The organism is Myxococcus qinghaiensis (genome assembly GCF_024198215.1).
Taxonomy (GTDB): domain Bacteria; phylum Myxococcota; class Myxococcia; order Myxococcales; family Myxococcaceae; genus Myxococcus; species Myxococcus qinghaiensis.
This window is the reverse complement of sequence record NZ_JAKCFA010000008.1, coordinates 209,636-236,136: the sequence shown is the minus strand read 5'-3', so window position 1 is coordinate 236,136 and position 26,501 is coordinate 209,636. Positions and strand designations below refer to the sequence as shown.

Below are 26,501 nucleotides of genomic sequence, written 5' to 3'. Positions count from 1 at the left end.
TAGACGAGCATCATGAAGAGCGTGTCCAAGACCGAGGAAATCTTCTTTCTTTCCGGCAAGCGCACCCCGTTCGGGACCTACGGCGGCAGCCTCAAGGACCTCAGCGCCACCGACCTCGCCGTGGAATCGGCGAAGGCCGCCTTCGCCCAGGCGAAGGTGTCTCCGGAGCTGGTGCAGCACGTCGTGTACGGCAACGTGGTGCAGACGAGCGCGGATGCCATCTACCTGCCCCGCCACGTGGGCCTGCGCACGGGCGTGCCCATCCCCGTGCCCGCCCTGGGCGTCAACCGGCTGTGCGGCTCCGGCTTCCAGGCCTTCACCACCGCCGCGGAGCTGATGCTCACCGAGCAGGCGAGCTGCGTGCTCGCCGGTGGCACCGAGTCCATGAGCCAGGCGCCCCACGTCATCCGGGGCGCGCGCTGGGGTCTGCCCCTGGGCAAGGGCAGCCTGGAGGACATGCTCTGGACGGCGCTGACGGACAGCTACACCGGCCAGCCCATGGCCATGACGGCCGAGCAGCTCGCGGTGGACTACTCGCTCACGCAGGAGCAGGTGGACGAGTACGCGGTGCTCACCCAGAAGCGCTTCGCCGCCGCGCAGGAGGCGGGCCGCTTCCAGGACGAAATCGCGCCCGTCACGCTCAAGGGCAAGAAGGGCGACACCGTCTTCGCCAAGGACGAGCACAACCGTCCGGAGACGACGGTGGAGGGGCTGCGCAAGCTGCCCAAGGTCTTCAAGAAGGACGGCGTGGTGCACGCGGGCGCCGCCAGCGGCATCTGCGACGGCGCGGGCAGCATGGTGATGGCCACTCGCAGCTTCGTGGAGAAGCACGGCCTGAAGCCCATCGCCCGGCTGGTGAACTGGGGCGTGTCCGGGTGTGACCCGAAGGTCATGGGCATTGGCCCCGCGCCCGCCATCCGCCAGCTGCTGGAGCGCGCGCAGGCGAAGCTGTCCGACGTGGACCTGTTCGAGGTGAACGAGGCCTTCGCGCCGCAGTACCTGGCGGTGGAGAAGGAGCTGGGCCTGCCGCGCGAGCAGACCAACGTCAACGGCGGCGCCATCGCCGTGGGCCACCCGCTGGGCGCTTCCGGCGCGCGCATCACCACCACGCTCGTCTATGAGCTCAAGCGTCGCGGTGGGCGCTATGGTATCGGCTCCGCCTGCATTGGCGGCGGCCAGGGCATCGCGGTGCTGGTCGAGGCGCTCTGATGCCTGCACACGACTTCCAACCGGGACGCGAGATGAGCAACGAGGTGGACGCGAAGACGGCCCGCGAGCGGGCCAAGGCCATCGCCGAGCAGCGCCGCGCGGAGCGTCGCAACCGCAAGCGCAAGTGCGTGGTGTGCGGCGTGGAGGAGAGCGACAAGACGCCGCTCACCGCCCACCCGGAAGGCATTGGTCCGGCCTGCAAGGACGAGGTGTCCTGTCAGAGCCGCAGGGCCGCCGCGGGGCGGTGAGTTCCCTGGGGCCTCGCGTCGGTGGACGCGCGAGGCTCCTGGCCCGCAGAGCGCGGATGTCGGCTGCGCAACTGTGGGAGATGTGCCCCTGGACGCGGGGCCGGGCCTGGGTGCCCGGACTCGCCCGAGGCCGGTAAATCGGGCCCGTTTCTTGATAGCGGAATCGTCTCGGGGTAAACGTCCAGAATCTCAGCTTGAGACTTGAGACGAGGGTCGGAATGGGCGTTACGAGCTTCACGGGAGTCAAGGTGTTCTCCACCACGCTCGCGCGTGATCGCGAGAACATGGGTGAGAACATCACCAAGTGGCTCAAGGAGAATCTGAACAACGTCGACGTGGTGGACAAGGTGGTGACCCAGTCCTCGGACAAGGAGTTCCACTGTCTGACCATCACGATTTTCTACCGCGCGAAGGCCTCCTGATTCGTCGGCCAGCAGCTCGCGGAGTCGATGTGCGAGGGCGCTCTCCCGGGACCGGGTGGAGCGCCCTTCGTCGTTTGGGGTTGCGAAGCGGCGGGGGTTCCACCACCTTTGGTCGGCTGTTGAGCCCGTAGTGGAGGATTGAATGCGACCGATGCGGTTCGGCGGCAGGGGCGGCGGGGGCGGTTTTGGCCTGCCCGGTCTGGAGTCCATGTCGTCCAAGCTGGCAGTGGGGCTGGTCGCGGGGTCCGTGCTGTACCTCCTGCTGCGCTACCAGGGCGCGGCCAACAGCGTGTTGCTGCTGCTGTCGCCCAACACCGTCTTCGGCAACCTCTACCTCTGGCAGCCCCTCACCTACGCCTTCATCGAGAGCGAGCCCATCAGCATCCTCTTCGGAGCGCTGCTCTTGTGGAGCATCGGCGGCTCACTGGAGAGCACCTGGGGCTCGAAGCGGCTCTTCATGGTGGCGGTGGGGTGCACGGCGCTCGCGGGCTTCGTGCTCGGCGTGGTGGGCCTCTTCATGCCGCTGCCCATGGGTTACCAGGGCGGGTGGGTGATGGGCACGGTGCTCTGGGTGGCCTACGGCCTGTCGATGGGGCGCGGGCAGACGAACTTCTGGGGCATCCCCCTGTCGGGCAACGCGTTCGCCGGCATTGGCGCGGGCTTCGTGGTGCTGCGAATCCTCACCGCGGGCCTGGCCAGCCAGCTGCCTCACGTCATCGCGCTGGTGCTGGTGTTCGCCTACGTGCGCGGCGCCAGCCCCAAGCGGTTGATGCTGCACCTTCAGCACTGGCGCCTGCAGCGTCAGCTCAAGGGCAGGTCCAAGCACCTGAACGTGGTGCCCAAGAGCAAGGACCGGCCGGACCGCGATCAGTTCCTCAACTGAGGCGGCGTCCCGCGCCTTTTCAGTGGGCCGCCTCCGGGTGGCCGTACTGCTTCAGCTTCCGGTAGAGCGTGGCCACGCCGATGTCGAGCTGCTCGGCGGTGCGCGCCCGGTTGCCCGAGTTCTGCGCCAGCACCGCGAGGATGTAGTCCTTCTCCATGTCCTCCAGCCGGCGCGGGTTGCCGGAGGGGACGAGGCTGGGCGGCGCGGCGCGGACCTCTTCGGGCAGGTCATCCCGCTCCACGCGACTGCCCTCGCACAGGGCCACCGCGCGCTCCAGCGCGTTGCCCAGCTCGCGCACGTTGCCCGGCCAGTCGTAGCGCAGGAGCTGGTCCGCCGCGTCGGGCGCGAGGCCGGACACCTTGCGACCCAGGCGCTCCGCGGCCTCGGCGAGCAGCAGCCGGGCCAGGGGGAGGATGTCTTCGCGCCGCTCGCGCAGCGGGGGGATGCGCAGCTCGATGACGCGCAGGCGGTAGTAGAGGTCCTGGCGGAAGCGGCCCGCGCGCACCTCTTCGCTCAATTCGCGGTTGGTGGCGGCCACCACGCGCACGTCCACCTTGCGGCTGGTGTTCTCGCCCACGCGACGGACCTCCTTCTCCTGGAGCGCGCGCAGGAGCTTGGCCTGCATGGACGCAGGCACCTCGCCGACTTCGTCGAGGAAGAGGGTGCCGCCGTGCGCGGCCTCGAAGAGTCCGGGCCGGTCATGCGTCGCGCCGGTGAAGGCGCCGCGCGCGTGGCCGAACAGCTCGCTCTCCAGCAGGCTCTCCGTGACGGCCGCGCAGTTGACGGCGATGAAGGCCTTGTGCGCGCGCGTGGACTCGTCGTGGATGAGGCGGGCGATGCGCTCCTTGCCCACGCCGCTCTCGCCGGTGACGAGCACCGTGGAGTCGACCTTCGCCGCGCGGCGCCCCAGGTTGATGACGCGCAGCATGGCCTCCGCGCGCGCCACCATGCCCGCGGGGTCCTCCGTCACGCCCACGCGCGCCAGCGACTGTCGCTTCGCGCGCAGCTTGCGCTCCGCCTGCTTGAGCGCGTCCGTCACCTGGCCGAGCACGCCCTCCATGCACTGCGTCTCGTAGAAGCGCAGCACCTCCTTGCACTCGGTGCTCCACTCCTCGGCGGGACGTCCGACGATGTGGCACGCCGCGTCCCCCTGGCCCACGCAGCGAATCTCCGTGCAGTAGATTTCCCGCCCGTTGACGTAGCTCATGTAGCCGGACGCGAAGCCGGTGAGGCTCCAGCACACCGGATGGTCCGCGCGGCCCAGGTGCAGCAGGTGCTGCTCGGCCTCATACGAGTCGCGCCACTGCGCCTCGGCGAAGGGCTCCGGCCCCTCCTCGGGCTTGCGCTCCACGCGCTCCACCCGCACCTGGCCCTGCAGCGTGTGGAGCCGTCCTCCCGCGCGCCGCCACAGCGACTCGTCCTTCCACGGCACCGCGCCCTTCATCGCCTCCGCCGTGCGCCAGCCGTGCGCGTAGCCCAGCCGCGTGAAGATGCCGCGCGCGGCCGTCACCCCCATTAGATTCACCAGCTCCTTGCGCAGCAGCCCCAGCGCCACCGGGTCCATGAGCAGCACCCGCTGCCCCGCGAAGTGGATGAGTCCGCCCCCCGGCTCGAAGGACAGCAGCTCTCCCAATTCCAACCCGTCGAATGGCCCCGGCACGGTGTCCTGCTCCCTTCCAAAGTGATGTCTCTCTCTATCGTTTTGAGAGGCTCCACGCACGCAAGGATGTTGAGGGTTCGTCATTTCAAGGGGTTGGAATGAGGAGGACCCTGGTCCTGGGGTTGCAGTAGAAGGTGCCCATCATGGGAGACGGACTGGACAGGCGGGAGGTCTTGCAGGGCGCGGCGGCGGCTGGCGTGGCGGGCGTCCTGGGCGCCGGCTCGAAGGGCGAGCGGGCTGCCGCGCTCTTTGTGTCGCACGGCTCGCCCATGGTGGCGCTGGACGCGGACGCGTATCCGCGCGCGCTGAAGACCTTCGGCGACGGCGCGGGGACAGCGCGGGCCGTCGTCGTGGTGTCAGCGCACTGGGAGACGCCCGGCGAGATTCGCGTCACCGCGAGCGCGAAGCCTCCGCTCGTCTATGACTTCTACGGCTTTCCGGACGCGATGTACCGGCTGCGGTACGCGGCGCCGGGCGCGCCGGACGTGGCCTCCGCCGTGGTGGCCCGGCTGGGTGCGGCGGGGCTGAAGGCCGTCGCGGATTCCGAGCGCGGCCTGGACCACGGTGCGTGGGTACCGCTGCTGCATACGTTTCCACAGGCAACGTTGCCGGTGGTGCAGGTGTCGATGCCGTTGGGCGCGAGCGCGGCGGACGTGGCGAAGATGGGCGAGGCGTTGCGCCCCTTGCGCGCGGAAGGCGTGCTGTTGATGGGAAGTGGTGGCATCGTCCACAACCTGCGCCGCGTGAATTTCCATCAGAAGGATGCGTCCCCGGAGCCGTGGGCACAGGCTTTCGACACCTGGGTGGCGCGGAAGCTGGAGGCGCGGGATTTCGTGGGCCTCCAGTCATGGTTGGATGCACCGAATGCGCAGCTCGCGCATCCGAGAGCCGAGCATTTGTTGCCGCTGTACTTCGTCCTCGGAGCCGCCCTCCCCGAAGACCGTCTCACTTCAGTTTTCGAGGGCTTCCATCACGGAACCTTGTCCATGCGCAGCTTCGCGCTGCGCGCCTGAACCCGTAGTTCATCGAGGAGCACACCCCTATGAAGACGACCCTGAAGAGCGCGATTGCCCTGCTGGTGGCCCTGCCGTCCCTCGCGATGGCCTCCACGTGGGAGATTGACTCGGCCCACTCCGGCGCCGATTTCTCCGTGAAGCACATGATGGTGACGAACGTGAAGGGCTCCTTCGGCAACGTGAAGGGCTCCGTCAACCTGGACGACAAGGACGTCACCAAGTCCACCGTCGAGGCGACCATCGACGCGACGACCATCAACACCAACAACGCCAAGCGCGACGAGCACCTGAAGGCGCCGGACTTCTTCGACACGGCGAAGTTCCCCACCATCAACTTCAAGTCGACGAAGGTGGAGAATGCGGGCGAGGGCAAGCTGAAGGTCACCGGCAACCTGACCATGCACGGCGTCACCAAGCCCGTCGTCCTGGACGTCACGGGCCCGGCGAAGGAGGCCAAGGACCCCTGGGGCAACATCCGCACGGGCGTGACGGCCACGACGAAGCTGAACCGCAAGGACTTCGGCCTCGCGTACAACCAGGCGCTGGAGACGGGCGGCGTGGCGGTCGGTGAGGAAGTCACCGTGAACCTGGACCTGGCCCTGACGAAGAAGGCGGACGCCGCGGCTCCGGCCCCGGCGAAGAAGTAGTCGTCGCTTCGCTCATCGACGCTGAATGAAAAAGGGGCTCCCACGGTGGTGGGGGCCCCTCTTTCGTTTCAGGGTGTGCCGCGGGCCCCGGGGTTGCTCAGCCTTCGGCGACGGCCTGCACGCTGGAGCGGTAGATGAAGATGCGGGCGGTGTTGGTGCGCTGGTCCGCGGGGATGACGAAGAAGCCGGGCGTCGTTCCCTTGAAGTCCTGCGAGAAGCCGGCGACCTGGCGTCCGTCGTTGAAGGTGACGCGAATCTTCTGACCCTCGGCCTGCGGCTGACGTGCGCCGGCGGCGAGCATGAAGAAGATGGCCTTCACTCGCTTGCCGGGAATCTGCTCCGGCGCGTAGCCGCTCTGCTGCTCCAGGGAGATGACCTCGTCGAGCAGGTCCGCGTCGCGGATGGTGCCGCGCTTCACCTGGCCTTCGACGGTGTGGATGATGACGCGATGCTCACCCTCGATGAACGAGGTGATGGACTCGGTGTGCATCGGCGGGACGACCGCGAAGAGCGGCTCTCGCGAGGCGGCGAGCGACTGCGGGCGCTCGGCCAGGGAGGGCGCTGCCAGCGGGGCGCGTGCCGAGGGGAGCGCGGTGGCCGAGTAGGCGCTCGAGTGGGCCGCTGGAGCGGGGCTCCTGAGCGCGGCGCTCATCGCGGCGGCGGCCACGGCGGTGGCGGCGAGTGGAGGCGTGGCCTCAGGAGGCTCGACGGCCTCTTCCACCAGCTCGATTTCGGCCAGCTCCTGCTCCTGTTCGAGCTCGACAGGGAGTTCCTCTGTCTCCAGCGGCGCGGGCGTGGTGTCGAACTCGGGCTCGGCGGTGGAGAAGTCGGTCACCGGGGCGCCGAACGGCTGACTGTCCTGGGCCTGCCAGGGGGCGCTCGGCGGGGTGGGGGACTCTTCGGACCAGGACACGTCCTCGGCCTGGACGGGCTCGGCGGCGAGGGAGTCCTCGGAGGACAGCTCGACCATGGGCTCCACGTCGACGGGGGCCTCGCTCCACTCGGACTGCTGGGGCGGAGTGTCCGTGTGGGCCGTGGGCTCGGCGATCCATGTGGCGGAGTCGGATGACGCGCTCCACCCGGTCTGGGGGACGGGCTGCTGCTCGGACCACTCCGCGGTGGGCTCGGGCTCCGCGGAGACCCACTCGGGTTGCAGCTCGCCGGGAGCGGCTTCGGCCGTGTTCCAGGGGGACTCGGCCTGCGGAGCGGGTGCGCCCCACTCGGGAGTGGCGGTCTGCTCGTTCGTGGAGGACCACTCGGCCTGGACGGCGTCGGCGGGGAGCTCCTCGGTGGTGGCGGACCATTCCGGCTGCGCGGTGGCGGCGCTCTCGGGGGAGGAGGACCACTCGGCCTGCGCGGCTTCAGGAGCGAGCTCTTCCGTCGTCGCGGACCATTCGGGCTGCGCGGTGGCGGCCTCGCTGGTCGACCACTCGGCCTGGACTGCGTCGGCGGGGAGTTCTTCCGTGGTGGCCCACTCGGGCTGAGCGGTGGTGGCTTCGCTCGTCGACCACTCGGCCTGGACAGCTTCGGGAGCAACCTCTTCCGTCGTCGCCCATTCGGGCTGCGCGGTGGCGGCCTCGCTTGTCGACCACTCTGCCTGGACAGCGTCGGCGGGGAGTTCCTCGGTGGCGGCCCACTCGGGCTGCGCGGTGGCGGGGGCGGCTTCGCCCGTCGACCATTCGGCCTGCACAGCGTCGGCGGGGAGTTCCTCGGTGGAGGCCCACTCAGGCTGCGCGGTATTGCCAGTCGCCGCATCAGCCGAGGCTGTGGACCACTCGGCCTGGACGGCGTCAGCGGGGAGTTCTTCGGCGGCCCACTCGGGCTGCGCGGTAGAGGTGGCGGCTTCGCCCGTGGACGTGGACCACTCGGCCTGGACAGCGTCGGCGGGGAGTTCTTCGGTGGCAGCCCACTCGGGCTGTGCCGTGGTGGCTGCGGTGTCAGCCGTGGACGCGGACCATTCACTCTGGACGGCGTCCGCGGGCAGCTCCTCGGTGGCGGCCCACTCAGGCTGCTGCGTGGGGGCGGCGGTGTCAGCGGTAGACGCGGACCATTCGGCCTGGACGGCGTCAGCGGGGAGTTCTTCGGTAGTGGCCCACTCGGGCTGCGCGGTGGCAGCGGTGTCAGTCGTGGACGCGGACCACTCGGCCTGCACGGCGTCGGCGGGCAGCTCCTCAGTGGCGGCCCATTCGGGCTGTGCCGTGGTGGCGGCGGACTCGCCGGGAGTCTCCGTCGTCGCCCACTCGGGCTGGACTGCGTCGGCGGGGAGTTCCTCGGCGGCGGCCCATTCGGGCTGTGCGGTGGCGACCGCGTCACTGGTCGACGTGGCCCACTCGGGCTGCGGGGCGTTGGCCGCGGACTCCGTGGCCCACTCAGATTGGACCGCGTCTGGCGCTAGCTCCTCCATCGCTGCCCATTCGGGCTGAGCAGCGGTGGCGGCGTCACTCGTGGATGCCGCCGACCATTCGGTTTGGACGGCTGCGGGAGCAACCACTTCCGTTGTCGCCCATTCGGGCTGCGCGTCGGCGGGGGCGGCTTCGCCCGTCGACCACTCAGCCTGGACGGCGTCGGCGGGGAGTTCTTCGGCGGCGGCCCACTCGGGCTGCGCGGGGGCGGCTTCGCCCGTGGCCCACTCGGCCTGCACCGCATCGGCGGGGAGTTCTTCGGTGGCGGCCCACTCGGGCTGCGCCGCAGTACCGGTCGCCGCATCAGCCGAGGCCGTGGACCACTCGGCCTGGACGGCGTCAGCGGGGAGTTCTTCGGAGCTGCCGGACCACTCGGGCTGAGCAGTGGTTACTTCGCCCGTGGGCGTGGACCACTCGGACTGGACGGCGTCGGCGGGGAGTTCTTCCGTGGCGGCCCATTCGGGCTGCGCCGCAGTGCCAGTCGCCGCATCACCCGAGGCTGCCGACCACTCGGTCTGGACAGCGTCGGCGGGGAGTTCTTCGGTGGCGGCCCACTCGGGCTGCGTGGCGGTGCCGGTCGCCGCATCAGCCGAGGTGGCGGACCACTCGGCCTGGACGGCGTCGGCAGGAAGCTCTTCGGTGGCGGCCCACTCGGGCTGCGCCGTGGTGGCTGCGGTGTCAGCCGTGGACGCGGACCATTCGCCCTGCACGGCGTCGGCGGGCAGCTCTTCGGCGGCGGCCCACTCGGGCTGTGCCGTGGTGGCGGCGGTGTCAGCCGTGGACGCGGACCATTCGCCCTGCACGGCGTCGGCGGGCAGCTCTTCGGCGGCGGCCCACTCGGGCTGTGCCGTGGTGGCGGCGGTGTCAGCCGTGGACGCGGACCATTCACTCTGGACGGCGTCAGCGGGCAGCTCCTCGGCGCTGGCGGTCCATTCGGGCTGGGCGGTGGGGGAATCACCCGAAGCCGCCGACCATTCAGCCTGGACGGCGTCGGCGGGGAGTTCCTCGGCGGCGGCCCACTCGGGCTGCGCGGTGGCGACCGCGTCACTCGTCGACGTGTCCCACGCGGGCTGCGGGGCGTTGGCCGTGGACTCCGTGGCCCACTCGGACTGCGGCTCGGCCGTGGCCCACTCCGACTGGGCGGTCTCGGGCGCTTGCTCCGTCGTCGCTGCCCACTCAGCTCCAGCGTTGCCTTGCGCTTCCTCGGTGGAGGCAGCGGCCCACTCGGACTGAAGCTCGATGGCCTCAGCGCCCGGCGCGGGGGACTCGGCGGCCGTTTCGTTCCACTCCGAGGTGCCCTCCGTCGTGGCCACTTCCGCGGAAGCCCATTCGGGCTGCGGCTCGCCGGGCGCGGCCTGCTCTGAAGCAATGCCCGCGCTGCTCGCGAGGGGCTCCAGCTCACCCGACTGCGTGGCCCACTCTCCATCCGAAGTGTCGGCTGGAAGGTCCAGGCCCCGCTCATCCGAGGCCGCGTACTGCCCATGCTCCAGGAAGTCGCCCGCGGTCGCGAGCGGTACGGCCTCCTCGGGACTGCCGCTCAGGTCGAATCCATCCGAAGCCGACTCACGGAGCGACGTCGCCGCGAAGGATGACGACCCGTGGGTGTCGACCTCAATCGTGTCGGCTCGGAGATCAGGCCCGACTTGCACGGAGCGCAGCTCCAGTGAAGGCACCGATTCCGTGTTGAAAGGCGACTCCGCCGAAGACGTGGCGTCCGCCTCGACGCCCAGGTCCCCCACCTCGAAGGTGGGCGGCTCGCCTTGACCCGCTGTCTCCTCGAACGGTTCGGCGCTCGAACTCTCCTCGGGAGCGGATTCCGTATCCAGGACCGAAGCCGACAGCTCCGACGCGGCTCCCGCTTCCTCTGACGCAGTCCAGCCGCCGGCATCCGCGCTCTCGGTGCCCTCCTGCGTGGGGACCTGCGCCTCGGCGTTCATCGCCTCGCCGGAGGGGAAACCCTCGGACGTGGCGTCAACGCTCACATCGGAGGCGTCGAGCGAGATCTCCTCGACGGCGGGCGACGTGGTGACGTCGGAGTGCCCATGCGCGCTCTCTGCCGATGCCGCGGAGTCCCAACCACCGGAGGTCGTCTCCGTGGCGTCGAGCGCCAGTTCCTCGAACTGCGACTCCGGCGCGGACTCCGAGAACTCCACCGCCGAGGTGGACTCGACCATGTCGGACGCATCGAGCGAGATTTCCGCGCCGATGGTCCCGGAATGCTCCGCTGCCGTGGAGCCTTCGGTGCCAGCCTCCTGGGCCGCGAAGGCGGAGTCGCCTGTGCCCGGCTCTTCGAAGGACTCATAAGCCGCGTCGCTCGGTGTACCGGTGTCCGCCTCGGTGAAGTCCGGTTCCGCGGCCATGTCGAGCGCGGCACCGTCGTTCGTCGAAGACAGCTCCGTCACATCGCTCGCTTCGAGCGACATGGGCTCGGCGCTCTCCGTCGCGCCGACATCGATGACGTCACTCGCGTCAGCGAGGTCCGTCGCGGACGACTCCATCGGGTCCACGGCCAGCGGCGCGGAGTCCCAGGCGGCATCGAGCGACGTGGGGGAGTGGTCCTCGGCCAGCATCGGCTCGCTGTCGGCCGTCGCGTCGAGCAGCTCGACTTCCGAAGAGGGGACTTCCACTTCGGACTCGGAGGCCGTGAGGGTGGTTTCCTCGGACGGCTGGGCTTCGAGCACGGCGGTGTCGGAGGCCGATTCGACCTCCAGCGAGAGGTCCGCGAAGGACGACTCGAGCGAGGTCTCCGGCTCATGCCGCGCGGCCTCGGGCTCCACCTGCTCGGCGAGCCCTCCGAAGTCCTCTTCCGCGCTCAACGGCGCCGCGCCCTGTTCGACTTCCTGGTGGCTCGCCGCCGCCCCCTCATCCTGGAAGGCCGTGGCGTCTTCGTACGTCTCCGTGGAGGAGACATCCGTTTCCGAAACCTCCAGCACGTCCTCGAACGAGGAGGACTCGGACGCGGCCACCGGGGAAGCACCACCAGGCGGCGTGGGGCTGGGTGCCATCCACGGAGCGGGCTCGCTCAGCGCGGGGATGTCGATGTCGTCCGAGCTGAGGGCCAGGTTCTCCGGCTCCGCGGTCGGAGTCGTGTAGGGCGCCTGAGCCGGCTGCTCGTAGCCCGCGTAGTAGGCCTGCTGCGCGGGGTCGGCGGCCGGAGCCTCCCCAGTCGCCGCGGGCCAGCCCTGGTTCGGGTCGTAGCCCTGCTGCTGCGCGTAGGCCTGGTTCGGGTCATGGCCCTGCTGCTGGGCATAGGCCTGATTCGGATCATACCCCTGCTGGGCGTAGGCCTGGTTCGGGTCGTAACCCTGTTGCTGGGCGTAGGCCTGGTTCGGGTCGTAGCCCTGCTGCGCGTAGGCCTGATTCGGATCATACCCCTGCTGGGCATAGGCCTGATTCGGATCATACCCCTGCTGGGCATAGGCCTGATTCGGGTCGTAGCCCTGCTGCTGGGCGTAGGCCTGGTTCGGGTCATAACCCTGGTTCGGGTCGTAGCCCTGGGCGGGGTAGGCGTACCACTGGCCGTCGGCGCCGTAGTAGCCCTGGGGCTGCTGCTCATAGCCGGTGGGGTAGGCGTACCACTGGCCGTCGGCGCCGTAGTAGCCCTGAGGCTGCTGCTCATAGCCGGCGGGGTAGGCGTACCACTGGCCATCGGCGCCGTAGTAGCCCTGGGGCGCGGCCTCCGGCTGCTGCCAGGTGGAGGCGTCGGACGCAGGGGTGTCCTGAACGCCGAGGAGACCACGCAGCTCCCCCCAGCGCGCCTCCTCCACGGGAGACAGGCTTCCCAGCTTCCGCTTCTCGTCGAGGAAGCGAAATTCTCTCATTGCTGCGCGCGTGTCCGACATCCGTCACCTTGCTGCGGACGGCGGACTGCCCGGTTACCGTCGCAGCGCAAATGGGGGGGCTCCGAGTGTAGGAGACTCCCGGGGAGGGGTAAACCAAATGGACCGCGCTTGCCCGGCAGCTACCTCTTCTTGAAAGCGCTCTCGACCTCGGCGTCGAGGTCCTCCATGGTTTTCCCGTAGTGGGTCCTCAATGCCTCCGTGAAGGGATCCTTCTGGGTCGGGGGGGCCGAACACACTTCCCGGATGAGAGTGACCAGACGGTGGGTGCCTTCCTGGCGCAGCATCTCCCGGACGGCCACGGCGGAGATGGAGTAGGCGAGCGAGGGGTTCCACATGCTCATGGGTGCCCTGTCGATCATGTCCCGGAGGGAGATCTTCTTCGGGCCCGAGGCGACCTTCATGTGGCTCCGCATGTCCTGGGTGGGCCCTTCCACGCCGAGGTAGCGCTCCTCCATGTGTTCGGCCAGGCCTTCGTTCAGCCAGAACGGGAGTTTCAGCTCGGCGTCCCGATTGCCTCCTCCGCAGAGGTCCGCGACGGTGGCGTGGACGTACTCGTGGACGAGCGTCGCCCGGGTCTGCTTCGTCAGCTCGACGGCGTTGTTGATGCGGATGGCATCGGAGAAGTAGATGCCCGCCGCCGATTCCGAGGCCATCACGCCGTATTCCGCGCGGAACTCCGGTGCCGTGTAGAGCACGACCGAGACGGGGGTCTCCCGCGCCACTCCGAGAAAGTTCCGGGTGAAGTGGTAGGCCTCGTCGAGAATCTCGACGACCTTGCCCTCGTAGTCGGTCCGCTGGGCGAAGTCGCGCCCGTTGGCGAAGTAGCTGACGACGAACCGGTTGTTGGCGCGAGTGCGCCGCCCGAACCTGTCCAGCCCGGACTCGAAGCCGACGGCCGGTGTCCGGATGCTCATGCCCGGCTGTAAATCACCCCGCAGGGACACCACGGAAGCTTCTTCTCCACTCGAGCTGTTGGCGGGGAGCACCGCCTGACCGCGCCGCCGGGGGCCTCCTCCCAGGCTCTTCTCGATGCGGGCGGCCTCGGAGCGGGCCGCGTCTTCCTGCAGGGTCTGCTGGCGGGTCTGCTGGAGCAGCTTCTTCGCCTCGGCTGACTCCTTCACGCGGGGGGGGACCTTCTCCAGCGCCGCCTGCGCCCCCACGAAGTCCTGCTCCTCCAGCAACAGCTTGCCGAGCTCCAGCGGGAAGCTGCCGTCCTTCGGGAAGCGCGTCACGCCCTTCACCAGGGCGGACTCGGCCGCCGCGCGCTGCTCCGTCAGTCGCGCGGCGCTCGCCAGGCAGCGCAGGGCCGGCGCGGACTCCTCGAACAGGACGGCGCGCTCACCCATGGAGTACGCCATCACCGTGTCGTCCTTCATCAGCGCCTGGCAGCCCTTCACCAGCGCGCCGGACACCGTGGCCCGCTGCTCCTCCGGAACGGCCTTCGCGTCGCCGGAAGCGAAGGCCAGGTACAGCTCCTCCCAGGACTTCTGGCCGGAGAGCTCTTTCGCCTTCTGGGCGGGCGTTTGTGGCGAGGCGGCGAGCAGAAGCGCGACGAACAGGGAACGCATGCCCCCCAGTATGGCCGAGCCCCTCCGCTTGCGCGCAAGACCCCCGCTACTTGCGGGCCACCTGCCAGCCAAGCTCCTCCAGGGCTTTCTCCAGCTCGCGGATGTGGGCAGGGCCCGTCGTCTCCAGCGTCACCTCCACCATGGCCTCGCCCAGGCCCGCCTTGGAGAAGGCGCGCTCGTGGTGGAGGTCCACCACGTTGGCCCTCAGGTCGGCGATGCGCGACGTCAGCCGCGCGAGCATCCCAGGCCGGTCCGGCAGCCGCACTTCGAGCTGGACCAGGCGGCCCGCCTTCACCAGGCCGCGCTCGATGATGCGGCTGATGACGTTCATGTCGATGTTGCCGCCGCTCAGGATGATGGCGGTGCGCTTGCCCTTCGCCTGCGGGACGTGGCCGTTGAGCACCGCCGCCACGCCCACCGCGCCCGCGCCCTCCACCACGCTCTTCTCCTGCTCCAACAGCGTGAGGATGGCGGCGGCGATCTCCTCCTCGTCCACCGACACCACCGCGTCCACGTACTTGCGCACCATGGGGAAGGTGAGCTCCCCCACCTTCTTCACGGCGATGCCATCCGCGATGGTGGTCCCCGCCGCGGGCAGCTCCACCAGCTTCCCCGCTTCAATGGACGCCTTCATGCTGTCGATGGTGGACGTCTGCACGCCCACCACCATGATGCCCGGCTTGCTCTCCTTCAACGCGCACGCCACGCCGGAGATGAGCCCGCCTCCGCCGATGGGCACCAGCACCACCTCCACGTCCGGCCACTGCTCCAACAGCTCCAGCCCCAGCGTCCCCTGGCCCGCGATGACATGCGGGTCGTTGAACGGGTGCACGAAGACGAGCCCCTCGTCCTGCTGGATTCGCAGCGCCTCCGCGTAGGCCTCGTCGTAGTTGGCGCCCTTGAGCACCACGCGCGCGCCGTAGTCATCCCGCGTGCGCGACACCTTGATGAGCGGCGTGCGCTCCGGCATCACGATGGTCGCCTTCACCCCCAGCCGACGCGCGTGGTACGCGACGCCCTGCGCGTGGTTGCCGGCGGACGCGGCGATGACCCCGCGCTTTCGCTCCTCCTCCGTCAGCGTCAAGAGCTTGTTGAGCGCGCCGCGCTCCTTGAAGGCGCCCGTGCGCTGGAGGTTCTCCAGCTTGAAGTACACCGCCGCGCACTCCGTCCGCTCGGTGAAGTAGTCCGAGGCGGGGCAGGGCGTGGGGCGGATGGCGTCGCGCAGACGCTCCCGCGCGGCGAGGATGTCCTGGAGGGTGACCATGGGCGCGCGTGTAGCGGAAGCGCGCCCCGGGCGGAAGGGACAGTCGGCGCCTGGGTGTCCGCCATCCCGGGTTGCCGCGATGCGGCAGGCTTGCCCGGCCGCGGCCCGGACGGGCACGCCCGAGCGCGTCAGATGCCGCGCAGCACGGTGGCCTTGCCCACCCGGCCAATGGCCAGGATGTAGGCGGCCGTCCGCATGGAGACCTTCCGCGAGCGGGCAATCTGCGCCACGCGCTCGTAGGCCTCCTTCATCGTCTTCTCCAGCTCCGCGTTGACGCGGTCCTCTTCCCAGGACAGGTGCTGGAGGTTCTGCACCCACTCGAAGTAGCTCACCGTGACGCCACCGGAGCTGGCGAGCACGTCCGGCACCACGAAGATGCCGCGCTTCTCGAAGATTTCGTCCGCCTCCGGCTGGGTGGGGCCGTTGGCGCCTTCGATGATGAGGCGCGCGCGCACCGCGTTCGCGTTGTCCCGGGTGAGCACGTGGCCGAGCGCCGCGGGGATGAGCACCTCGCAGTCGGCCGCGAGCACGTCCTCGTTGGTGCACGCCGTGCCGCCGCCGAAGCCCGTCACGGTGCCGGTGCGCTTGACGTGCTCGAAGAGGGAGGGGACGTCCAGGCCCTGCGGGTTGCGCACGCCGCCCAGCACGTCCGACACGGCCACCACCACGCCACCGTCCTCCCACAGGAGCTGCGCGGTGTGGCTGCCCACGTTGCCGAAGCCCTGAATCGCGAAGCGGGTGCCCTTCACCGGCAGGCCCAAGTCCCGGAGGATTTCACGGCACACGTACAGGAGGCCCCGACCGGTGGCCGCCTCGCGGCCCTTGGAGCCGTACAGCTCCAGCGGCTTGCCCGTGACGACGGCGGGCGAGTGGCCGTGGTAGCGCGAGTACTGGTCCATGATCCACGCCATCACCTGGGGATTGGTGTTGATGTCGGGCGCGGGGATGTCACGTGTGGGGCCGATGACGTCCTGAATCTGGTCGACGAACTTACGCGTCAGCCGCTCCAGCTCCTTGATGCTGAGCTGGGACGGGTCGCAGGCGATGCCGCCCTTGGCGCCGCCGTAGGGGACGTTCACCACGGCGGTCTTCCACGTCATCAGCGAGGCGAGTGACGCGGCCTCGTCCTGGTCCAGGCCCGGGTGGTAGCGCAGGCCGCCCTTCATGGGGCCCCGGCTGTTGTCGTGCTGAATCCGGTACCCGAGGAAGGTGCGAATCTCGCCGGAGTCCATCTCGATGGAGACCTGGACCTTCACCTCGCGCAGCGGCGTGGCGAGCAGCGTTTCGATGGGGGTGCCCACGTCCATGATCCGCGCGGCCTTGCGGAAGAAGTAGTTGGTACCCTCGACGGCGCTCATGTTTCGCAGTGCTCCTGGTGGCTGCGGTGGGTCCAAGAGGTCCCGCCCCGCGCGAAAGACCTTAACAGAAGGGGTGCGCTACCATAGGAAACTGCCATGTCTCCCGGCCCTGCGGATGCTTCCACGGTGAACGGACACCTGCAGGGCCTGGCCCGTCGGATTCGCGCGCTTCGAGAACGCCGGGGCCTCACCCAGGAGGACTTCGCCGCCCGGTGTGGCATCTCCGTGTCCTTCGCGTCCCTGCTGGAGCGAGGCGAGCGCGGCCCCAGCTACGAGACGCTCCTCCAGGTGGCCGTCGCACTGGAGCTGCCCTTGTGGGAGCTGCTCCGCCTGGATGACGTGGACGACGCGGGCGCCCACCGGCTGGAGGGCTTCGTCCGCAACCGCCGGCTGTCACGCCAGGACGTGGACCGGATGCTGGAAGTGGCGGAGATGATGTTCAGCGCGGGACCCCTCGCGGCGAGACCCCAGAGACCGGAGCCCCCGCGCTGCGGCGAGGCCACGTGCGAGCGACCGGTGCTGGCTCGAGGCCTGTGCACCGCCCACTACCACCGGGCCCGGCGCAGGAAGGCCGCGGAGAAGTCGGGCGCCTGACCTGAGTCAGTGCGCCGTCGCGGCGGCCCCGGGATGCATGTGCCTCCCGGGGAGGACCCCCTGACCTACTTCTTGCGAGCGCGCTCGACCTTCAGCGTGCGCTCACCGTGCTGCTTGCCGTGCGTGGTCTCGAACCCGGCGGCGTCCTCGTCGGCGACGAAGACGTACGCGTAGGTCGGGCGCAGGTCCATCCGCACCACCTTGCCAGCGGGAGCCCCAGCGGCCTCGAGCGCGGCGGTGACGCCCGCCTCATCCAGACCGTCCTGCTTGCCCAGGCCCACCCACAGGCGCACCTGGCCCGGCAGGTCCGGCAGCGACTCCATGCGGGGACGCCGCTCCTCGCGCGAGCCGCGCGGACGGTGCCGCTCCAGCTTCAGCGGCTTGTCGCCGTGCAGCTTGCCGTTGAGCGCCTCGAAGGCCGGAGCATCCGCCTCGGCCACGTAGGCGTAGCCGTAGGTGGGACGCAGGAGCGCCTTGAGCACCTTACCGGCGGGAGCACCGGCGGCCTCCAGCGCGGCGGGCAGCTTCGCCTCGTCCATGCCGTCATCGCTGCCCAGGTTGGTCCACAGCTTCACCTCGCCGGGGCCCGCGTCAGGAGACGGGGGCGGGCGGGTGCCGGGCTCACGCTCGGTGCGCGGCTTGCTCTTCTCCACGCGCAGCGTCTTGGCGCCGTGCTGCTTGCCGTTGAGCGCCTCGAACCCCGGGGAGTCATCCTCCGCGACGAAGACGTACGCGAAGGTGGGGCGCAGCTCCGCGCGCACCATCTTCCCCAGCGGCGCGCCGGCGTCCTCCAGGGCCGTGGCGATGCTGCCCGGCCCCAGGCCGTCCGCAGTGCCCAGGTTGACCCACAGCTTCACCTCGCCAGGGCCCGCCTCCAGCGCCGCGGCGCCTCGGCTGGCGCCCGCGTCTCGCTCCCGACGGGGCTCGTCACGACGCGGACGTCGCTCGCGGTCCGGGTGCTCCGGCCGGGCGATGGGCTTCTCGGCCCGCTCACGCCGGTCCTCACCCCGCTCGCGACGCTCACCGCCACGCTCGCGCTTGTCGTCGCGCCCGCCGCGTCCACGTCCCTCGCTCCGGCTCTCGGTCTTGCGCGCGGGAACGGGCTCGCGGCCCTCGGTCTCCTGGGCCTGCTGGGCCTTCTCCATGCGCATGCGGCTGAAGAAGTACTTGAGCAGGAAGGCGACCAGGTCGTCCGCGTTCGGCTTGTTCTTCAGCTGCGCGGCCAGGGGCAGGAAGCCCTCGAAGATGGAGGAGCCGGAGGCCTCCTGGATTTCGCGCACGTGGCGCTCCGTCCAGAGGCGCATCGCCTCCTCGGGCGCGGGCATCTCCTGCCGCTCGAACTTGATGCCGTACTTCTTCTCCAGCACGGTGTACGTCGCCAGCTCGCGCCCGGAGAAGAGGTTGATGGCGGTGCCCTTGTTGCCGATGCGGCCGGTGCGGCCGACGCGGTGCAGGTACACGGCCGGGTCCTCGGGCAGCGAGTAGTTGATGACGTACTCGAGGCCGGAGATGTCGATGCCGCGCGCCGCGATATCCGTGGCGACCATGAAGGCCACCTCGCCGCGCTTCACCTTGCCCATCACCCGCTCGCGCTCCTTCTGCGGCAGGTCCCCGTTGAGCAGCTCCGCGTCGAAGCCGTTGCGGTTGAGCACCGCCGTCACCAGCGACGTGTCATCCCGCGTATTGCAGAAGATGATGGCGTTGGGCGGCTCCTCCTTCTCCAGGATGTAGATGAGGTTGCGCGGCTTGGGGAAGGCGTCCGACACGTCGTAGCGGACGTGGTGGATGTGCTCCACCGTGAAGACGTCGCCGGACAACAGCAGCGTCTCCGCGTTCGTCGTGTACCGGGCGATGAGGTTCTGGATGTCCGTGGGGACGGTGGCGCTGAAGAGCAGCACCTGGCGCGCCTTCGGAAGACGGTCGAGGATGCGGGTGACTTCCTCGTAGAAGCCCTGGTTGAGCATCTCGTCGGCTTCGTCCAGCACCGCGTGGTCGCACCCGTCCAGCTTCAGGTTGCCCCGGTTGATGTGGTCGAAGACGCGGCCGGGCGTGCCGACGATGATGGGCGTGCCCTCCTCGAAGGCGTCCTCCTGCTGCTTCATGGAGGCGCCGCCGTAGATGGCCGCCACCTTCACGCCCTTGTGCTTGCCCAGGGACCGCAGCTCGTCCGCCACCTGCATCGCCAACTCGCGTGTGGGGCAGAGGATGAGGGCGCGCACGCGCTTCTCGTCCGCGGGAATCTTCTCCAACAACGGCAGGCCGAACGCGGCCGTCTTGCCGGTGCCAGTCTTGCTGCGGACAATCAGGTCCTTGCCCTCCATCACCGGCCGGAACGCCCGGGCCTGGACAGGGGTGGGGTGGGTGTAGCCGCGCTCCGCCAACGCGCGGCGGAGGGGCTCGGACAGGTTCATTTCGTCGAAGCTGACGTCCGCGATGTATTCGGAGGGACGCGTCGGTGCTTCGTCGGTGGCCGGGGTGCCCGGCTCGGTGGGCTCTTGGATGTCGCTCATCAAGCAGGGGCATAGCTCCTGCATTACCCTCTGGCAACAATCGCGGCACTTTGGGGTATGGAGCGCCCATGGCGAGTGGAGGGAAAAGAACCAAAGGAACGACTTCCCGGCCCCGTGCGAAGCGGGCGGCGGGCAGCGCGCCCGCCCAGGCGGAGGTCGTCGAGGCGGAGGTGGAGGACCCCAGCGCTCAGACAGCGCCAGACCCGGATTCCTTGGAGCCGGAGTTGGCCGAGCTGGTGGACGCGGAGCCCGAGGTGGAGGTGGTCAGGCCCGTGCCCACCCGGGCCCTCGCCAAGTCGAGCGAATCAGCGCTCTCCAACCGGGACCCCCTCCAGGCCTACATGACGGAGGTGCAGCGCCACCCCCTGCTGACGCGCGAGGAGGAGCTGGAGCTGTCGCGCCACTACCGCGACACGGGCGATGTGCGCACCGCCTACCGGCTGGTGGCCTCCAACCTGCGGCTGGTGGTGAAGCTGGCCCACGAGTACCACCGCAACCCACTTTCCCTGCTGGACCTGGTCCAGGAGGGGAACATCGGGTTGATGCAGGCGGTGAAGAAGTACGACCCGGAGCGGGGCGTGAAGCTCTCCAGCTACGCGGCCTGGTGGATTCGGGCGTACATCCTTCGCTACATCATGGACAACTGGAAGATGGTGAAGCTGGGGACGACGGAAGCCCAGCGGAAGCTCTTCTTCAAGCTGCGCCAGGAGCAGGACAAGCTCGTGGCCCAGGGCTTCGAGGCCAGCCCCAAGCTCTTGGCGGAGCGGCTCAACGTCACCGAGCAGGACGTGGTGGAGATGGACCAGCGGCTCGGCCATGACGAGCTGTCAATCGACGCGCCGCTGGGCGGGGACGACGAGGGCTCGCGAGGCACCCGCGCGGACCGCTACCTGCCCTCGGGGGCCATCCCCGCCGACGAGCGGCTGGGCGCCGAGCAGCTCAAGGCCCTCTTCCGAGAGAAGCTCTCCGAGTTCTCCCGGACGCTGGAGGGCAAGGAGCGCTTCATCTTCGAGAACCGCCTCACCTCCGACGAGCCGCTGACGCTCCAGGACATCGGCGACAAGTACGGCGTCAGCCGGGAGCGCGCGCGGCAAATCGAGGCGGCGCTCATCCAGCGGATGCGCGAGTTCATGCGTGAACACATCCCCGACTTCGACCTGGTGGCCAGCCCCAAGGGCTGACGGGGGCGGGAGCGCGCGGCGGGGGCGGGGAGCGGTATGCTGCCCGCTGTCGCCACCGCTACCTCCTGGGGGTTGTTCATGGGCCGCTTCTTCCGCGCCTCGGGCGTGTGTCTCGCCGTCGCCGCATTGCTGACGCTCGCCGGTTGTTCCAGTTCGCTCCGGCAGAACTACCTGCGCGACAAGGCGGCGGACCACGTCTACGCCCGGCCGCTGCCGGACCTCTGGCCGGAGGTGAAGGCGCTGCTCAAGGAGCAGGGCTACTCCTGGAAGGAGATGCAGGGTCGCTTCGTGCTGGAGACGGAGTGGCGCGACTCCGGCGGCGGCACGCTGGGGCCCACCTCGTCCTCGCGCTTCCTGGTGGAGGGCCTCACGCTCGCCAACGGCGGCGCCATCCTCCGGGTGATGCGGGGCAACCGGGTGTCCCAGTCCATTGGCGTGGGCAACGTGGACCAGCGAATCGCCACCGGCGGCTCCCAGCGCGCCCAGGAGGAGCAGGCCCAGGCCCGCCTGGACGCCACCACCAGCGGCATGCTGCCCACGCAGCAGAACTACGCGCGGGACTTGGAGCTGGAGCTGCTGCTGCTCCAGCGAATCGAGCCGGCCTCGGCCGCGAAGCTGGAGGCGGACGCGGTGAGCGCCCACCCCTGAAGCCCGCGCGCTACTTCTTCCAGGGGCGGGAGATGACGCAGGCGTTGATGCCGCCCACGCCCATGGACAGCTTGCCCGCGCAGCCAGCGGGCGCCGCCACGGCCTCGTCGAACACGAAGCGGCCGTGGACGCGCGAAATCTGCTGGTTGAGTTCGTTCTTCTTCAGCGGGGTGGGGAACACCTGCCCGCGTCCGAAGCCCAGGTACTGCGCCGTCAGCTCCCAGCCGCCGCCCGCGGACATGCCGTGGCCGAACGTTCCCTTGCGCGCGGTGATGAGCACCGACTCGGGCAGCACGTCCCGCAGGTTCTGCACCTCCAGGTAGTCACCCGGCGTGGCGGTGGCGTGCAGGTCCCAGCTCCCCACGTCGGAGGCTTCACAGCCCGCGGCGGCCAGCGCCTCGCGGATGGCCAGGGTGGGGCCTTCCTTGGACGGGGTGATGATGTGGTCCGCGTCCGCGGTGACGCCCACGGAGACGGGCTCCATGCCCAGCGGCTTGAAGCCCTTGGACGTGAAGTAGTCGTAGTCGCCCAGCACCCACACCACCGCGCCTCCCGCGATGTGCGTGCCGCGAAGCGCGGTGAGGGGCTTGGAGATGGCGGCGTCCGCGGAGATGACGCGGGCGTTGTAGAAGCCGCCCACGACGAGCGGGTTGGGCGCCGCGTCCGTCATGCCCATGACGACGGCCTTCGCCTCACCCAACTGCAGCGAGTTCATGGCCAGCTTCAGCCCGTAGCCGAAGGACGAGCACGCGGCGACGGGGGCGAACGTCATGCCAGTGATTTGCCCCAGCATCGAAATCTGCGAGGCGGGCGTGTTGTGGATGTTCCACAGCACGTTGGAGGAGACGGCGTTCCAGGGCGGCTCCGGCGCGCTCCACTTCTTCTGCAGCCGGGCGTTGCGGGTGCGCTTGTCCTTGATGACGGCCAGCTTCGCGGACTCCACGTCCGCGCCGTCCGGCACGCCAATGGCTTCGATGTCGCGCAGCTCCGCCAGGTACTCGCGCAGCTCCGTGGAGTGGCCCGTCCAGAAGTGCCACCACGCGTCCTCGGCCTCGTCGCGGAGCCCCTCTTCCACCGAAGACGGCTCCGGCGGCAGGCCCGCCAAGGGCTCGCGCGTCTCCAGCCACTTGCGCAGCACCGCGTTGCGCTCCGGCGCGGCCCAGAAGCGGTCCCACCGGCGCTGGGCGCGGTACAGGTCCAACGAGATGGCCTGGATGGTGGGCAGGTCGCCCAGGCCGGTGCCCACGTAGACGTGCGCGCGGGGCCCCAGCGCCTGCAGCTCCTGCTCCAGGCCGGGGTTCTGCGCGAGCGACTGGATGAACGCGCCGATGGCGAACTGCGTCGGCTGGCCCATCTTCCGCTCCAGCTGCGAGAAGCGGTTGGCCGGGAAGCGCTCGTCAATCCAGGGCTTGTAGTCGGCCAGGTTGAAGTCCGGCGTGCCGACGAGGAAGTTGTCCGGCCCGAAGCCGTTGAAAGGGGACAGCCAGCTCTCGGAGGACGTGAGGTTCCTCTCGAACGCTTCGATGTTCCTGGACCGGGGGGCGACGACGCCCCAGCCGAAGATGCCAACTCTGCGCACGGTGTGACTTTCCTTGGCCGCTAGGGGGCGAGCGGCTCGATCTTCAAATTGTCGAAGTGGACCCGGCTCTTCCAGCCGGAGAAGCCGAAGTACTGATTGCGCGTGCCTTCCAGGGGCGAGGCGTCCTGGAGGGTGAGGAAGGGCTGCCCGTCCAGCTCCCAGGAGAGGGTGCCCGCGCGCCGGGTGAGCTTGAAGTGGTGGCGCTTGCCGGGCACCACGGAGGCCCCGTCGCGCGTCACGCGGTCCGGCGTGTGCTCGCTGCGGCGGGCGATGGCGGACTGCGTGTTGCGCCAGCCGCCGAAGATGAAGACGTAGCCCGTCGCCGTGTACTGCAGGCGCAGGTCTCCGGCGTAGAAGGAGCGACCGTCACCCCACGCCTCGATTTTGATGTCGCCGTCCGGGCTGTCCGTCCACGCGTCGAACTCAATCGTCGCGTCGCGGGGGATGGGCCGCTTCAGCCACACGGGGCGGTTGTGGAGCAGCTCCACCACCAGCGCGCCGTCCACCAGCTTCGTGGCCGAGGGGTTGGTGACGTTCCACGCGTCTCCCAGCGTGTCGCGGTTGAAGTCGTCCGCGTACGGGCCCGGGGGAATCACGGGCGCGGCGGGGGCGACGCGGGCGGGCAGCCGGTCCGGCGTGTCCACGCGCAGGTTGTCGTAGAAAATCTGGGACTCGAAGCCGGACAGGCCCAGCCGGTCATTCCCCTTCCCCTTGAGAGGACGGGGGTCGTCGAACTCCAGGAAGGGCTCTCCGTCGATGCTCCAGCGCAACAGCGAGCCGCGGCGCTCGATGCGCCAGTGGTACGTGCGGCCGGCCTGCACCGGCGTGCCGCGCGCTTCCACGCGCACCCGGGTGTCGTCCTTGAACACGGAGGCGATGTCGGCGGCCTCGACCTTGGCGCCGTCGTCCGTCTTCTCACCCTGGGCGCCGGCCTTGCGCGCCGCGCGGCGCTTGAGCGAGTCGATGTTGGGCGCGCCCATGTCGAGCCGGGCCAGCACGGACAGGGAGTTGTTGAACCCGCCCTGCACCAGGATGTACCCGGAGCTGGGGTCCACGCCGTTGCCGAAGACCTCCACCCGGATGTCGCCCTCGGGCAGCTCCGAGCGCACGTCGAACTCGATGGCCACGTCGTCCGGCAGCGGCGCCTGGAGCCACAGCGGGTTGTTCTTCACGCCCGGCGCCAAGAGCTCGCCCTGAATCACCCGCCAGTAGCCGCCCGTGGAGAAGAAGTCCCGCTTCACCACGCCCGGGTCCGCGAAGTCCTGGGTGTAGGGCACTGTCGCCGTCACGTCCGCGTCACCGCGGAACAGGGCGTAGTGGATGAGGGGGAACTGGATGACCAGAATCAGCGCGGCGAGCACGGCCCAGCCCCGGCGCGACATCCCCTCCGGCTTCACCCAGGCGCTGCTGGCGCCAGGCTCCTGCCGGGGGGCGGGCTCCGAGGGGGACTCCTGCTTCTTCTCCGACTCCTTGCGCCTGACCTGGCCCATCAATCCTTTGGGGGGAGAATTCCGGGGGGAAAGGCGGCGGAATGTACGCGCCACGACGCTGGAGGTAAAGCGCGGCCGGCTCCCGGAGGAGGTCGTCTACTTGACCCCCCAACGTTTCTCGAGCGCCCGCTGCTCCGCCTGCCGGAGCTTGAGGCGCTCCTTCTCCGCGCGCTGCTTGTCGGCCTCTTCGGGCGAGGGCCGCATGGCGAGCTGATAGACGGCGCCGGCGATGGCGAACAGGCCCGCGGCGATGATGACGCCCCAGGGCCTGCTGGCCACGGCGGCCACCAGCCCACCGAACTGGTGCAGCGCCGCCAGCGCGCCGATGACGAGCACCCACCCGCCCACCGCGGAGGCCACCAGGGCGCTGACCACCCGGTGCAGGAGCGCGCCGACGAGGCCGCCGATGATGAACCCCGGCGCGAAGCCGAGCAGGAAGTCCTGTGGCCCGGCGATCTGCCCGGCCAACAGGCCCAGCGGCACGCCCAGGCCCACGAAGGTGATTGCGGGCGGGAAGAGGAAGCCTAGCGCCAGGAGCACCGCCGCGACGATGGAGGGCGCCCGCGGGTCCAGGTCCGGCAGGCCCAGCTTCGCGGTGATGGCGCCCGTCCACACCAGCCCCAGGAGCGCGCCGATGGGCCCGGCCAGCACCCGGAACACCCGGGGGCCTCCGCCCACCAGGAGCAGCGTCACCCCGGCGACACAGCAGACGATGCCCGCCCACATGGGCAGCAGGCGGTAGATGCCGACCCAGCCCGACGGGTTGAGCTCCTGATAGGCCTTCAGGGCCTGAAGGAGGCCTTCCATGGCTCCAACTCCTTGCATTGCGGCGGACCCGATGTTGCCCCCAGGGGCACGCGGGCGCCGACGATGTAGCTTAAGCGTAGCGGGTCAAGGCCAATAGCAGCAGCAGCACGAAGACGGCGGCGGCGAGCAGGGCGAAGCCGTAGAGGGCCTTGGGGGTGGAGGTGTGGCGCAGCAGCTCCTCGGCCTCGGCCCGGTCCTCGGGGCTGGGACTGCCCGCCAGCAGACGCTCGGCGTCGCGCCGTGCTCCGGCGACGTCTCCCGCCTCCTTGCGAGCCCAGGCCGCCCGGACCTCGGGGGAGCCGGGCTGCTCGGGCGTCTGTCCGCCTTTTGCCATGGGCCCGCTCTATACCGGGGAATGCGAGCACCCGTCGACGGTATATAGATGCGCTCTATGTCCGCGCGGCGTCTGACCCGTCGAAACCTCCTGCTCGGCTCCGCCGCGCTTGCTCCGCTGCTGGCGGGGCGTGCGCATGCGTTCGGCGAGAAGAATCGCTTCATCCCCGCGGTGGCGAAGCACGGCGGCCGCTGGGACGCGCGGCTGTCCGGCCTGCGGCGCATCGCCTGGGAGCTGCAGCGGCGCACGTCCGTCGAAGTGGTGCCGGACGCACGGCCCTTCGCGCTGAGCAGCCCCGACCTCTTCGAGTACCCCTTCCTCTACTTCGGCGGCGACGGGGGCTTTCCCCCGCTCAACGACGCGGAGGTCGCCAACCTCCGGCGCTACCTGACGTACGGCGGCTTCATGCTCGCGGACGCCAACGACGGCAGCGACGGGGACGGCTTCGACGCCAGCTTCCGTCGGGAGATGGCGCGCGTGCTGCCGCAGAGTCCGCTCGCGGAGGTGCCCTCCGGACACGTGGTGTTCAAGTCCTTCTTCCTCTTGGACGCGGCGCCGGGCCGGCTGCTCAACAAGCCGCAGATGATGGCGGCCAACCTGGGCAAGCGCGCGGCGGTGCTCTACTCGCAGAACGACGTGGCCGGGGCCTGGAGCCGCAACGAGTCCGGGGACTACGAGTTCGACGTGAGCCCCGGCGGCGAGCCGCAGCGGGAGCTGGCGGTGCGGCTGGGCATCAACGTGTGCATGTACGCCCTCTGCCTGGACTACAAGGACGACGCCGTCCACCTGCAGCTCATCCTTAACAAGCGGCGCTGAAGCACCGGCCCTACGCCAAGAGC

General features: G+C 69.7%; 20 protein-coding genes. 10 read left to right on the top strand and 10 right to left on the bottom strand.

What is annotated here, in order from left to right; translation table 11 throughout:
- Positions 1–12 precede the first annotated feature (12 nt).
- The 4 genes from LZ199_RS16925 (at position 13) to LZ199_RS16910 (ending at position 2,762) form a co-directional block, all read left to right on the top strand.
- Positions 13–1,209: an acetyl-CoA C-acetyltransferase gene (locus LZ199_RS16925; protein WP_253994735.1), complete on the top strand. Its 1,197-nt coding sequence runs from the start codon at positions 13–15 to the stop codon at positions 1,207–1,209.
- 32 nt (positions 1,210–1,241) lie between these two features.
- A complete protein-coding gene (locus LZ199_RS16920; RefSeq protein ID WP_141640758.1) occupies positions 1,242–1,457 on the top strand; it encodes a hypothetical protein in 216 nt (71 codons plus the stop codon).
- Between the two features lie 218 nt (positions 1,458–1,675).
- The gene (locus LZ199_RS16915; RefSeq protein WP_253994734.1) at positions 1,676–1,879 is read left to right on the top strand and encodes a hypothetical protein; all 204 of its coding nucleotides are present in this window, start codon (positions 1,676–1,678) and stop codon (positions 1,877–1,879) included.
- 142 nt (positions 1,880–2,021) lie between these two features.
- Positions 2,022–2,762: a DUF1751 domain-containing protein gene (locus tag LZ199_RS16910; protein WP_253994733.1), complete on the top strand. Its 741-nt coding sequence runs from the start codon at positions 2,022–2,024 to the stop codon at positions 2,760–2,762.
- Between the two features lie 19 nt (positions 2,763–2,781).
- Here the strand turns inward: LZ199_RS16910 and LZ199_RS16905 are convergent, their stop codons facing one another.
- Positions 2,782–4,422: a sigma 54-interacting transcriptional regulator gene (locus LZ199_RS16905; protein ID WP_253994732.1), complete on the bottom strand. Its 1,641-nt coding sequence runs from the start codon at positions 4,420–4,422 to the stop codon at positions 2,782–2,784.
- 143 nt (positions 4,423–4,565) lie between these two features.
- Between LZ199_RS16905 and LZ199_RS16900 the strand changes: the two genes are divergently transcribed.
- Together LZ199_RS16900 and LZ199_RS16895 are read left to right on the top strand one after the other, a co-directional pair.
- Positions 4,566–5,435, top strand: coding sequence for a dioxygenase family protein (locus LZ199_RS16900; RefSeq protein ID WP_253994731.1), 870 nt, complete (start codon positions 4,566–4,568; stop codon positions 5,433–5,435).
- A gap of 29 nt (positions 5,436–5,464) precedes the next feature.
- Positions 5,465–6,085 carry a YceI family protein gene (locus tag LZ199_RS16895; RefSeq protein WP_253994730.1) on the top strand — a complete coding sequence of 207 codons (621 nt, stop codon included), beginning with the start codon at positions 5,465–5,467 and terminating at the stop codon, positions 6,083–6,085.
- A gap of 97 nt (positions 6,086–6,182) precedes the next feature.
- Here the strand turns inward: LZ199_RS16895 and LZ199_RS16890 are convergent, their stop codons facing one another.
- The 4 genes from LZ199_RS16890 to LZ199_RS16875 all read right to left on the bottom strand — a co-directional run bounded on the left by LZ199_RS16890 (position 6,183) and on the right by LZ199_RS16875 (position 16,519).
- Positions 6,183–12,308 (bottom strand): DUF6982 domain-containing protein, encoded by a 6,126-nt coding sequence (locus LZ199_RS16890; protein ID WP_253994949.1) that lies wholly within the window; start codon positions 12,306–12,308, stop codon positions 6,183–6,185.
- A gap of 140 nt (positions 12,309–12,448) precedes the next feature.
- Positions 12,449–13,897 (bottom strand): gluzincin family metallopeptidase, encoded by a 1,449-nt coding sequence (locus LZ199_RS16885; protein ID WP_253994729.1) that lies wholly within the window; start codon positions 13,895–13,897, stop codon positions 12,449–12,451.
- Between the two features lie 46 nt (positions 13,898–13,943).
- Positions 13,944–15,278 carry a threonine ammonia-lyase gene (ilvA, locus tag LZ199_RS16880; protein ID WP_323389741.1) on the bottom strand — a complete coding sequence of 445 codons (1,335 nt, stop codon included), beginning with the start codon at positions 15,276–15,278 and terminating at the stop codon, positions 13,944–13,946.
- Positions 15,279–15,289: 11 nt separating this feature from the next.
- Complete coding sequence (locus LZ199_RS16875) at positions 15,290–16,519, bottom strand: Glu/Leu/Phe/Val family dehydrogenase (protein WP_253994727.1); 1,230 nt, start codon at positions 16,517–16,519, stop codon at positions 15,290–15,292.
- A gap of 96 nt (positions 16,520–16,615) precedes the next feature.
- On the opposite strand from LZ199_RS16875, the gene LZ199_RS16870 reads away from it, so the two are divergent.
- Positions 16,616–17,113, top strand: a complete 498-nt coding sequence (locus LZ199_RS16870; protein WP_253994726.1) for a helix-turn-helix domain-containing protein — start codon at positions 16,616–16,618, stop codon at positions 17,111–17,113.
- Between the two features lie 65 nt (positions 17,114–17,178).
- Here LZ199_RS16870 and LZ199_RS16865 read toward each other — a convergent pair whose 3' ends face one another.
- Positions 17,179–19,623, bottom strand: a complete 2,445-nt coding sequence (locus LZ199_RS16865; RefSeq protein ID WP_253994725.1) for a DEAD/DEAH box helicase — start codon at positions 19,621–19,623, stop codon at positions 17,179–17,181.
- A gap of 68 nt (positions 19,624–19,691) precedes the next feature.
- On the opposite strand from LZ199_RS16865, the gene LZ199_RS16860 reads away from it, so the two are divergent.
- Together LZ199_RS16860 and LZ199_RS16855 are read left to right on the top strand one after the other, a co-directional pair.
- On the top strand, positions 19,692–20,804 hold the full coding sequence (locus LZ199_RS16860; RefSeq protein ID WP_253994724.1) for an RNA polymerase factor sigma-32: 1,113 nt from the start codon (positions 19,692–19,694) through the stop codon (positions 20,802–20,804).
- Positions 20,805–20,840: 36 nt separating this feature from the next.
- Positions 20,841–21,452 (top strand): hypothetical protein, encoded by a 612-nt coding sequence (locus LZ199_RS16855; protein ID WP_253994723.1) that lies wholly within the window; start codon positions 20,841–20,843, stop codon positions 21,450–21,452.
- A gap of 10 nt (positions 21,453–21,462) precedes the next feature.
- Here the strand turns inward: LZ199_RS16855 and LZ199_RS16850 are convergent, their stop codons facing one another.
- From LZ199_RS16850 to LZ199_RS16835, 4 genes are all read right to left on the bottom strand, one after another.
- A complete protein-coding gene (locus LZ199_RS16850) occupies positions 21,463–23,031 on the bottom strand; it encodes a beta-ketoacyl synthase N-terminal-like domain-containing protein (protein WP_253994722.1) in 1,569 nt (522 codons plus the stop codon).
- A gap of 20 nt (positions 23,032–23,051) precedes the next feature.
- Entirely contained in the window at positions 23,052–24,521 is a 1,470-nt protein-coding gene (locus tag LZ199_RS16845) for a DUF6250 domain-containing protein (RefSeq protein ID WP_253994721.1), read from the bottom strand.
- A 96-nt stretch (positions 24,522–24,617) separates the two neighbouring features.
- Positions 24,618–25,328, bottom strand: coding sequence for a hypothetical protein (locus tag LZ199_RS16840; RefSeq protein ID WP_253994720.1), 711 nt, complete (start codon positions 25,326–25,328; stop codon positions 24,618–24,620).
- A 70-nt stretch (positions 25,329–25,398) separates the two neighbouring features.
- Positions 25,399–25,662: a molecular chaperone DnaJ gene (locus LZ199_RS16835; protein WP_253994719.1), complete on the bottom strand. Its 264-nt coding sequence runs from the start codon at positions 25,660–25,662 to the stop codon at positions 25,399–25,401.
- 57 nt (positions 25,663–25,719) lie between these two features.
- Here LZ199_RS16835 and LZ199_RS16830 point away from each other — a divergent pair, with 57 nt between their 5' ends.
- Positions 25,720–26,478, top strand: coding sequence for a DUF4159 domain-containing protein (locus LZ199_RS16830; protein ID WP_253994718.1), 759 nt, complete (start codon positions 25,720–25,722; stop codon positions 26,476–26,478).
- Positions 26,479–26,501: the final 23 nt, after the last annotated feature.